Annotated in this window: 8 protein-coding genes; all 8 read right to left on the bottom strand. The window is 68.9% G+C overall.

Annotation, left to right across the window (positions count from 1 at the left end; all coding sequences use genetic code 11):
- A partial coding sequence (locus P3W85_RS07110) for a Rieske 2Fe-2S domain-containing protein (protein ID WP_276264260.1) occupies window positions 1-1,065 on the bottom strand: 1,065 nt, incomplete at its 3' end.
- Window positions 1,066-1,209: 144 nt separating this feature from the next.
- The gene (locus P3W85_RS07115) at window positions 1,210-3,681 is read right to left on the bottom strand and encodes an efflux RND transporter permease subunit (protein ID WP_276264261.1); all 2,472 of its coding nucleotides are present in this window, start codon (window positions 3,679-3,681) and stop codon (window positions 1,210-1,212) included.
- A 55-nt stretch (window positions 3,682-3,736) separates the two neighbouring features.
- The gene (locus P3W85_RS07120) at window positions 3,737-4,717 is read right to left on the bottom strand and encodes a WD40/YVTN/BNR-like repeat-containing protein (RefSeq protein WP_276264262.1); all 981 of its coding nucleotides are present in this window, start codon (window positions 4,715-4,717) and stop codon (window positions 3,737-3,739) included.
- Between the two features lie 71 nt (window positions 4,718-4,788).
- Complete coding sequence (locus P3W85_RS07125) at window positions 4,789-5,991, bottom strand: acetyl-CoA C-acyltransferase (RefSeq protein WP_276264263.1); 1,203 nt, start codon at window positions 5,989-5,991, stop codon at window positions 4,789-4,791.
- 19 nt (window positions 5,992-6,010) lie between these two features.
- Window positions 6,011-6,466 carry a MaoC family dehydratase gene (locus P3W85_RS07130; protein WP_276264264.1) on the bottom strand — a complete coding sequence of 152 codons (456 nt, stop codon included), beginning with the start codon at window positions 6,464-6,466 and terminating at the stop codon, window positions 6,011-6,013.
- Window positions 6,467-6,506: 40 nt separating this feature from the next.
- Window positions 6,507-7,331 carry an SDR family oxidoreductase gene (locus tag P3W85_RS07135; RefSeq protein ID WP_276264265.1) on the bottom strand — a complete coding sequence of 275 codons (825 nt, stop codon included), beginning with the start codon at window positions 7,329-7,331 and terminating at the stop codon, window positions 6,507-6,509.
- Window positions 7,328-8,554 carry an acyl-CoA dehydrogenase family protein gene (locus P3W85_RS07140; RefSeq protein ID WP_276264266.1) on the bottom strand — a complete coding sequence of 409 codons (1,227 nt, stop codon included), beginning with the start codon at window positions 8,552-8,554 and terminating at the stop codon, window positions 7,328-7,330. Before P3W85_RS07140 ends, P3W85_RS07135 begins: the two co-directional genes overlap by 4 nt.
- 26 nt (window positions 8,555-8,580) lie before the next feature.
- A partial coding sequence (locus P3W85_RS07145; RefSeq protein WP_276264267.1) for an acyl-CoA dehydrogenase family protein occupies window positions 8,581-9,398 on the bottom strand: 818 nt, incomplete at its 5' end.

Raw genomic sequence — 9,398 nt, forward strand, 5'->3', positions numbered from 1 at the left:
CACGTGATGCAACGCCGGCGGCTCGATCCCGGCAATATTGAGCTCGAACTTGCGCCGCGCCACACTGCCCGGCCGCACGTCTTCAATGTCGGTGTAGAACTGCCCGTACCAGTCGCGCATCTGGTAGATCGGGCCGTCGCCCTCGCACAGCAGCGGGTTGTCGATGCGGATCTTGCTGTCCCAGATCACCACGTCCTCGTAGAAAGCGCCGCGCGCCTGTTCCACGTAGGCCTGCGCCACGGCGCGGTTCTGCGCTTCCGACAGGCCCGGCACGCGCTTTACCAGCACGCCGTAGCGCAGGTCGAAGCTGTTGGCGTCCACCGGCACATGGCAATTGAGCAGGATGGAGTGGATCGGCTGGTCGCCCATGCGCCCGCTCATTTCAGTGATGTGGTACGCCGGGCCAAAGTAGGTGGAGAGCGCGGTCAACTGGTCCTCGCCGGAGAGCCTGGCGCTGCGGCCGATCATCAGCTGCGAGCCCTTGTGGCCCTCGAACAGGTTGGCGAAGTAATCGACCGGGGCGCCGTGCACGGTGCCGAAGTGCGCCATGTCGGAGATGTTGTCGACCAGCTCGCGGCAGTTGGTGTGGATCAGCATCTTGTCCAGCGCCCAGTCCGACCACTCGCCGGAGAAGCAGGCCTCGATGCGCGGGATGGCCACTTCCGGCAGCGGCGCATTGCCTTGCGGGTCATGCCAGATGAACAGCAGCTTGTTCTGCTCGCAGGTGGTCCAGCTGCCGATGCGCGCCTTGGGCGGCACGCGCTTGCAGTAGGGGATCGATTTGCAGCCGCCGTCGCCGCCCCATTGCCAGCCGTGGAACGGGCAGGCGATGGTGTCGCCCTGCACGGTGCCCGTGCTGAGATCCGCGCCCATGTGCGGGCAATAGCCGTCGATGATCTTGATATTGCCGGCTGAATCGGCAAAGGCGGCAAGGCGCCGCCCGAAGATGTCGAGCCGGTGGGGCTGGCCATCCCTGTAGTCGTCCGCCAGCCCGAGGCAATGCCAGCCGCGCGCGAAGCGGGCCTCGGGTGGCCGGGATTCAATCTTGTAGCCTTGTGTGGACATGTCTTCTCCTGATAGTTCTATGCGCTCTGCGGCCCCTGATCCGGCACGCCTCCGCGCCGGACCGAGGGTCACGCACCACGATACGGAGCGGGCGCGAGCGGATCATCGTCCCTTCGGACTAGAACCGGCCTGCGGCGCGGCCGCTCATGCCGCGTCCGACTTGAGCACGCGCTCGCCGGCAGCGGCCATATCGGCCGCGCGCGCCTGCGCGCCAGCGGTCTTCCTGCCGGCACGGGCGCGCTCCTCTTCCTCCACGCCCAGCCAGCTGGCCAATGCCGGAAGCAGGAATACCGCGCCGAACAGGTTGACCATGAACATGAAGGCCAGCAGGATGCCCATGTCCGCCTGGAACTTGAGCGCGGCGAAGGCCCAGGTGCCCACCCCGATGCACATCGTCATGGCGGTGAACAAGGCCGCCGTGCCGCGCTGGCGCATGGCTTCGGCGAACGCCTGCGGCAAGTCCTGGCCTTCCTCGCGCAACTGGTGCTGCATGCGCTCGTAGAGATAGATGCCGTAATCGACCCCCACCCCCACGCCCAGCGTGATCACCGGCAAGGTGGAGACCTTCAGGCCGATCCCCAGCCATGCCATCAACGCATTGCACAGCATGGACACCAGCGTCAGCGGCACGATGATGCAAAGCACCGCACGCCAGGAGCGGAAAGTCAGCAGGCACAGCAGCGTGATGGCGCCGAAGATCGCCAGCAGCATGGTCACTTCGGCCTCTTCCACTGCTTCGTTGGTGGCCGCCATCACGCCGATATTGCCGCCACCGAGGCGGAAGGCCACGTTGGGCGTATGGTCGGCGGCGATGAAGCGCTGGATTTCCTTCACGATATGGGCAATGGTGGCCCCTTCATGGTTGGCGGTGTAGATCAGTACCTGGATGGCCTGGCAGTTCGAGGTGTTCATGCCATTGTCCGGGTCGAAGGCCTTGGCGCCCTGGCTCAGGCCTTCGCTACTGCGTGGCAGCGCCTCCCAGCGCGGGTTGCCTTCGTTGTAGGCCCCGATCACCACCTTGGCGAGCGAGGGCACGCTCACCACCGACTGCACCCCGGCCACGCCGCGCAGGTTCATCTCGAAACGTTCCACCGCGCTCATCACCGGATAGTGCAGGCAGGCGTCGTCGAAGCCCTTGGGCTCCACCACCACCGTGAGCACGTCCACGCCGATGTTGTACTGGCCGACGATCTTCTCGCTGTCGCGGTTGTAGCGCGAGTCGGCGCGCAACTCGGGCGCGCCGTTGCCGATATCTCCAACCTTGAGCCCGCGCGACTGCAGCGCGCCCACCGCCAGCAGCGCCAGCGACACGCCGAACACCGCCAGCGCCGGCCCCGGGCGGGCAAAACGGCCGAACCGGTCCCACGAGGCGCCGTGCCGCCCCCCGCGCGCGCGGGCGGCCGCCACCACGCCGGGTTCCAGGCGCGTGTACGACAGCAGCAGCGGCAGGAACACCTTGTTGGTCACGATCATCAGCAGCACGCCCAGGCAGGCGGTAATGCCCAGCTCGCGCACGATCTCGATCTCGATGCGCATGATGACCATGAAGCCCAGCCCATTGGTCAGCAAGGCCACCGTGCCCGGGACAAAGAGCTTGCAGAAGGCCGCGCGGGCGCTCTCGACTGGATCGTGGCCCTGCACCACTTCCTGCTTCCAGGCATTGGTCATCTGCACCGCGTGCGAGACCCCGATGGAGAAGATCAGGAACGGCACCAGGATCGACATCGGGTCGATGCCATAGCCGAGCAGCGGCAGCAAGCCGAGCAGCCAGGCCACCGGCAGCAGCGCCACCACCAGCGCCAGCAGGGTGATGCGCAGCGAGCGTGTGTAGAAGTACAGCATCAGCGCCGTCACCACGAAGGCCAGCGCGAAGAACACCATCACCCCGGCGATGCCTTCCTCCACGTCGCCCACCAGCTTGGCAAAGCCGATGACATTGACCTCGACGTCGGGGCCGGCGAAACCGGCGCGGATCTTCTCCAGCTGGCGCGCCACTTCGCCATAGTCGAGCGCCTTGCCGGTGACGGGATCGACTTCGCGCAGTTCGGCGCGGATCAGTGCGGACTTCAGGTCATTGCTCACCAGGCGGCCGATCTGGCCGGAGCGTGCCACGTTGCGGCGCACCTGGTCGAGCTGCTCCGGCGAGCCTGAGAACCGGCCGGGCACCACCACGTCGCCGCGAAAACCCGCCTCGGTCACCTCGGTATAGCGCACGTTCGGCGTGAACAGCGAGAACACCCGCGCGCGGTCCACGCCGGGGATGAAGAAGACCTCGTCGGTGGCCCGGCGCACCTTGTCCATGAAGGCCTGGTTGTAGATATCGCCCTCGCCCTTCCAGCGCAGGCTGACCAGCACGGTATTGGCACCCGAGAAGGTGCTGGCGTACTTGCCCAGCACCTGCATGTAGGGATGCTGCAGCGGGATCATCTTGTTGAAGCCCGGATCGAGCCGCAGGCGCGTGGCGGACAGGCCCATCGCCACGGTCATCGCCAGGCACAGCACCAGCAACAGGCGGCGGTGGCGGATCAGCAGGTCCGCGCAACGCGCGACGAAGCGGCTCAAGCGGCTCAAGCGGGTCGTGTCGGCCCGGGGGCCGGAGGTGTCGGGGCGGGTCATGGCGTTCTCGCTTCTATGCAATGCTGTGGAGTGCGAAGTTGCGGCTGGGAGAGGATCAGGGCGCGGCATCCGGGGCCAGCCTGAAGCGGGAAATCCCCGCGTTGCCGGCCAGCGTCAGGGCCCCCGCGCCGGTCGCCGGGATCAGCGCCGCCAGCGTCTGTGCGCTGCCGCCGGCCACCGGCTTGAAGTGACGCCCGCCGTCCGCCGAGACGGCCAGCATGCCGCCCTGGCCAGCCACCACGATGCGGCCGTCCGCCAGTTGCACGCCGCCGAAGAACGAGGTCTTGAGCCCCACCTCGGCGGCCTCCCAGCTGGCGCCGAAGTCGGCGCTGCGCAGCACGTTGCCGCGCATGCCGTAGCCCAGCCAGGTGCCGTCGCGCAAGGGCAGCACACCGTAGAGCGAGCCCTCGTAAGGCACCCTTAGCGTCTCCCAGGTGGCGCCGCCATCGGCGGAGCGTAGCACCAGGCCGTTCTCGCCCACCAGCATCATGCGGCCCTGGCGGTCGCCGGCGATGCCGTTCAGGTGCTTGTCCTGCATCTGTGGCGTGGCGGCGGACTGCCAGTGCGCGCCCTGGTCGCGCGACACCAGGAAGCGCCCGAAGCTGCCGATGGCGAACCACGGGCCCGCCGCCTGCCCCCACACGCCCAGCAAGGGGTCCGACTGCGCCGCATCGAAGGCCACCTGCCGCCAATGCTCGCCGCCATCCGTGGTGCGCAGGATCCAGCCGCCATGGCCTACCGCCACGCCGACCCTATCGTCCTTGCCGCCGGCGAAGGCAAGCTGCGTGAGCGCCGCGCCATGCTCCGGCGTCACGCTGGCGAGCCGCCAGTGCGCGCCTTCATCGTCGCTGAGCAGGATGGTGCCGCGCTCGCCGACCGCCACCAGGCGCTCGCCGGCGCGGGCGATGCCGTTGAGCTGCAGGCGATCCGCCCGCAGCGCGGTGGCGGCGAAGGCAGGCAAGGGCCGCGGCGAGAAGGACCATGCCGCGGCGGCCAATACCGTCAGCGACATGGCGATGCCAATCACTCTTTTCATTGTCGTCTCCTCCGTGCCGGGGGCATGGCCGGCCTTGTGCTGGCCGTTCGCACTGCTACCGGCAATGGCCGCTATAGCACGTCGAACAGCGCGGCGGCGCCCATGCCGCCGCCGACGCACATCGTCACCACCGCATGTGCCGCCCCGCGCCGGCGCGCTTCGAGCAAGGCATGCGCGGTCATGCGCGCGCCCGACATGCCGAAGGGATGGCCGATCGCAATGGCGCCGCCGTTGACATTCAGGCGCTCGTCCGGAATGCCGAGCATGTCCCGGCAATACAGCACCTGGCAGGCAAAAGCTTCGTTCAGCTCCCACAGGCCGACGTCCTTGACCGTCAGGCCGTGGCGCGCCAGCAGCCTGGGCACGGCGAATACCGGGCCGATGCCCATCTCGTCCGCCCCGCAGCCCGCCACGGCCATGCCGCGATAGCGGCCCAGCGGGCGCAAGCCACGGCGCTCGGCCTGCTCGCGGCTCATCAGCAGCACTGCGGCGGCGCCGTCCGACAGTTGCGAGGCATTGCCCGCGGTGATGTGGAGTCCTTGCGGCACCGCGCGCCCGCCGCTCCATACGGGCTTGAGCGCGGCCAGGCTGTCGGCGCTGGTATCCGGCCGGTTGCATTCGTCCTGCGCGAGGCGCACGGTCTCGTGCCCGGTGAGCGCGCCCGCCTTGTCGAACAGCGCGCGGCGCGTCTCCAGCGGCACGATCTCGTCGTCGAACAGCCCTTGGCGCTGCGCCTCGGCGGTGCGCTGCTGGCTGCGCAGCGCGTACTCGTCCTGCGCGGCCCGGGCGATGCCATAGCGTTGCGCCACCACTTCGGCGGTCTCGATCATTGCCATATAGGCGTCGGGCTGCAGGGCCAGCACCGCTTCGGATTGCGCGCGGTAGGCGTTCTTGTGCTTGTTCTGCGTCAGCGAGATCGACTCGGCGCCGCCAGCCACCACGATGTCGGCTTCGCCGCAGATGATGCTTTTCGCGGCCGTGGCGATGGTCATCAGCCCCGACGAACACATGCGGTCCATTGTCATGCCCGGCACGCTGTCGGGTAGTCCGGCCGCCACCGCGCACAGCCGGCCCAGGTTGTAGCCCTGCGTGCCCTGCTGCGCGGCGGCGCCGATCAGCACGTCGTCGACCTCGGCCGGGTCGATCCCCGCCCGCTCCACCACGGCGCGCACCACGTGCCCGCCCAGCGCCGGCGCCTCGGTATCGTTGAAGGCGCCACGGAACGCCTTGCCGATCGGCGTACGCGCCACGGCGACAATGACTGCTTCTCTCATGCAGCTTTCCTTGGAAGGATCAAAAATAATAGCGGCTGATGGTGTCGGCCACGCAGGCCGGCTTGTCCTCGCCTTCGATTTCCACGCTGACGCGCACCACCGACTGCACGCCGCCGGGCAATGCCTCGGCACGCACCAGTTCACCGACCCCGCGCAAGCGCGAGCCAACCCGGACCGGCGCCGGAAAGCGCACCTTGTCGCAACCGTAGTTGACGCCCCAGCGCAGGTTCTCCACCGTCAGGATCTCCGGCAGGAACTGATTGACCAGCGACAGGGTGAGATAGCCGTGCGCAATACAGGCACCGAACGGGCCCTGCGCGGCGCGCTCGGGATCCACATGCAGCCATTGGTGGTCTCCCGTGGCCTCGGCAAAGCCGTCGATACGCTCCTGCGTGACGACGGTCCAGTCGCTCTGGCCCAGGCGCTCGCCCACGGCGCCCATCAGCGCCTCGGCGGAATCGAACACTCGCGGCATGGTTATTTCCATTGTTTGATCCAAACCTCTCCTGACTTCTCTATGCTCGCTGACTGCTTACCGGCAGCACTTCGCCCGTCATGTAAGAGGCGTAGTCACTAGCCAGAAACACCATCACATTCGCCACCTCCCAGACTTCCGCCGCCCGCCCGAAGGCCTCGCGCGAGGCCAGTTCACGCAGCAGCGCCGCCGGCGCCGACTTGCGCAGGAAATCGTGCAGCGCGATACTCGGCGCCACCGCATTGATGCGCACGCCATACTCCGCCGCTTCCACCGCGCTGCACCGCGTCAGCGCCATCACACCGGCCTTGGCCGCGGCGTAGTGGGCCTGCTCCTTCTGCGCCCGCCAGCCCAGCACCGAGGCGTTGTTGACGATGGCGCCGCGCCGGCGCGCCTGCATGTGCGGCAGCATCGCCCGCGTCATGCGGAAGGTGCCGGTAAGCGTAATGTCGAGCACCCGCGACCACTCGGCATCGTCCATCTCGACTAGGCGGCGCGAGCCGCCGAGCCCAGCGTTGTTGATCAGCACGTCGGTGCCGCCCAGGGCCTCCTCTGCCGCCGCCACCAGCGAGCGCACCTGGGCCTGGTCGGAGACGTCGCAAAGCTGGCCATGGATCGCCTGCAGGCCGGTCTCGGCGCGCAGGGTTGCCACGGCCTCAAAGAGCCGCTTCTCGTGGATGTCGGAAATCATCAGCGCGCGGCAGCCTTCTTCCGCGCAGCGGCGCGCTGCGGCAAAGCCGATGCCGGCGCCGGCGGCGGCCGTGACCAGCACGCTCTTGCCGGCCAGCAACTGGTGTCCGGCCACATAGGCCGGCGGGGGTAGCGGGGTGCCGGCGGCCGGCTGTTTGTCTGCCGTTTCAGTCATGACTGTCCTCTGGCCTCGCGGGGCATGCCCAGCCCGCGCTCGGCAATGATGTTGAGCTGGATTTCGTTGGTACCCGCGTAGATGGTGTCGGCGCGCGAGAACAGCGCCATCTGCTGCAAGCGCGTGCGGCGCGCGTCGGCTTCGTCGATGCGGTTGGCGTCCGGGCCGAGCACGTCGAGCGCGAGCTGGCCCAGGTCGCGGTGCCAGTTGGACCAGTAGTACTTGTAGATCAGGGCCTCGCGCCGCAGCGGCGTACCGGCACCGGCCGTACCGCCCTGCTCCGCGCCATCCAGCATGCGCAGCGCGTTGTAGCGCATCACCCGCAGGCCGGCCCAGGCGCGCGCCAGGCGCTGGCGCAGCGGCGCGTCCTGCCACGCGCCGTTCGCGCGCGCGGCCTCGGCGATCCAGCCCAGCTCGTGAGTGAACTGCATCTGCTGGCCCAGGGTGGAGATGCCGCGCTCGAAGCCCAGCAGCTCCATGGCGATGCGCCAGCCGTCGCCCGGCTCCCCCAGCACGTCGCCGGCGGCGGCGCGCGCGCCATCGAAGAACACCTCATTGAATTCCACGCCGCCCCCCATCTGGCGGATCGGCCGGATTTCCACGCCCGGCTGCGCCAGCGGCATCAGCAGGAAGACCAGGCCCTTGTTGCCGCGCGAAGCCGGCTCGCAGCGCGCCAGCACGAAGATCCAGTCCGACTCGTGGGCCAGCGAGGTCCACACCTTCTGCCCGCTGACGCGCCAGTCGCCGGTGGCGGCATCGCGCTCGGCGCGGGTGCGCACGTTGGCCAGATCCGAGCCTGCGCCCGGCTCCGAGTAGCCCTGGCACCAGAACTCGGTGCCATTGCGGATGCCCGGCAGGAAGCGGGCCTGCTGCGCCTCGCTGCCGAAGGCGATCAGCGTGGGACCGATCAGCCCTTCGCCGATATGGCCCATGCGGCCCGGGCCGCCGGCACGCGCGTATTCCTCCTGGAAGATCACCTGCGACATCACCGGCAGGCCGCGCCCGCCATGCGCCTGCGGCCAGCCCACGCAGGTCCAGCCGCCTTCGGCCAGGCGCCGCTCCCAGGCCTTGCGCAGCCCGGGATGCGCCTCTTCGTCTCCGGGGCCGCCGCGATGTTTCAGGCAGGCGAACTCGCCGCGCAGGTTGGCGGACATCCAGTCGGCCACCTCCGCGCGCAGTTGCGCCTCCCCGGCGGAGGCGCTTTGGTTTTCCTTCGAATCCATGCTTATCCTTGCGCTGCTGAGTTGGCTCATGCGGCCAGCAGGCCGTCGGCGATGCGGGCGAGCGCGGCGGCGGCGCCCCCCAGCCAGCCGCTGGCGGCTTGCGTGCGCTTGAAATAGAGCTGGGGGTCGTATTCCCAGGTAAAGCCGACGCCGCCGTGCAGCTGGATGGCCTCCTGCGCGCAGAAGCCGAAGGCATCGCCAGCGGCAAGGCGCGCCGCGGCAATATCGAGCCTGGCTGCGTCCATGGCGCCACCCTCCGCGCCCGCCTGCCAGGCCCGCGCGGCGCCATGCACAGCCGAGCGCGCGGCTTCCACCGCCACCATCATCTGCGCGCAGCGGTGCTTGACCGCCTGGAAGGAGGCGATCGGCCGGCCAAACTGGACGCGCTCGGCGGCATAGGCCACGGTAAGGTCGAGGCATTGCTGGGCTCCGCCGAGCTGCTCGGCGGCGAGCATCAGGCTGGCATGCCACATGGCGGCGCCCACACCCACAGCCACCCCGGCACCTTGCGCCAGGCAGGCTTGCGCCTCTATCTGCAACCCGTCAAAGACAAGATCCGCCAGTGGACGAGTACGGTCCAGCACGTCCAGGCTGCGCAGCGCGAAACCCGGCCGGCCTGCCAGCGCTGTCGCTTTCAGCAGGAACAGTGCCGGCTGCCCCGCGGCATCGCCGGACAGGCGCGCGGGCACCAGCAGCCAGTCCGCGCCGGCAGCGTCGAACACCTGCGCAACCTGCCCGTCCAGCACGAAGCCATCCCCCGCCGCGGTGGCAGTGACGGTCAGCGCATCGGCGTCGAGCATGCCGTCCGCGCCGGGCGCCGCCCAGGCAGGCACGGCAAGCGCGG

The organism is Cupriavidus basilensis (genome assembly GCF_029335485.1).
Classification (GTDB): domain Bacteria; phylum Pseudomonadota; class Gammaproteobacteria; order Burkholderiales; family Burkholderiaceae; genus Cupriavidus; species Cupriavidus basilensis_E.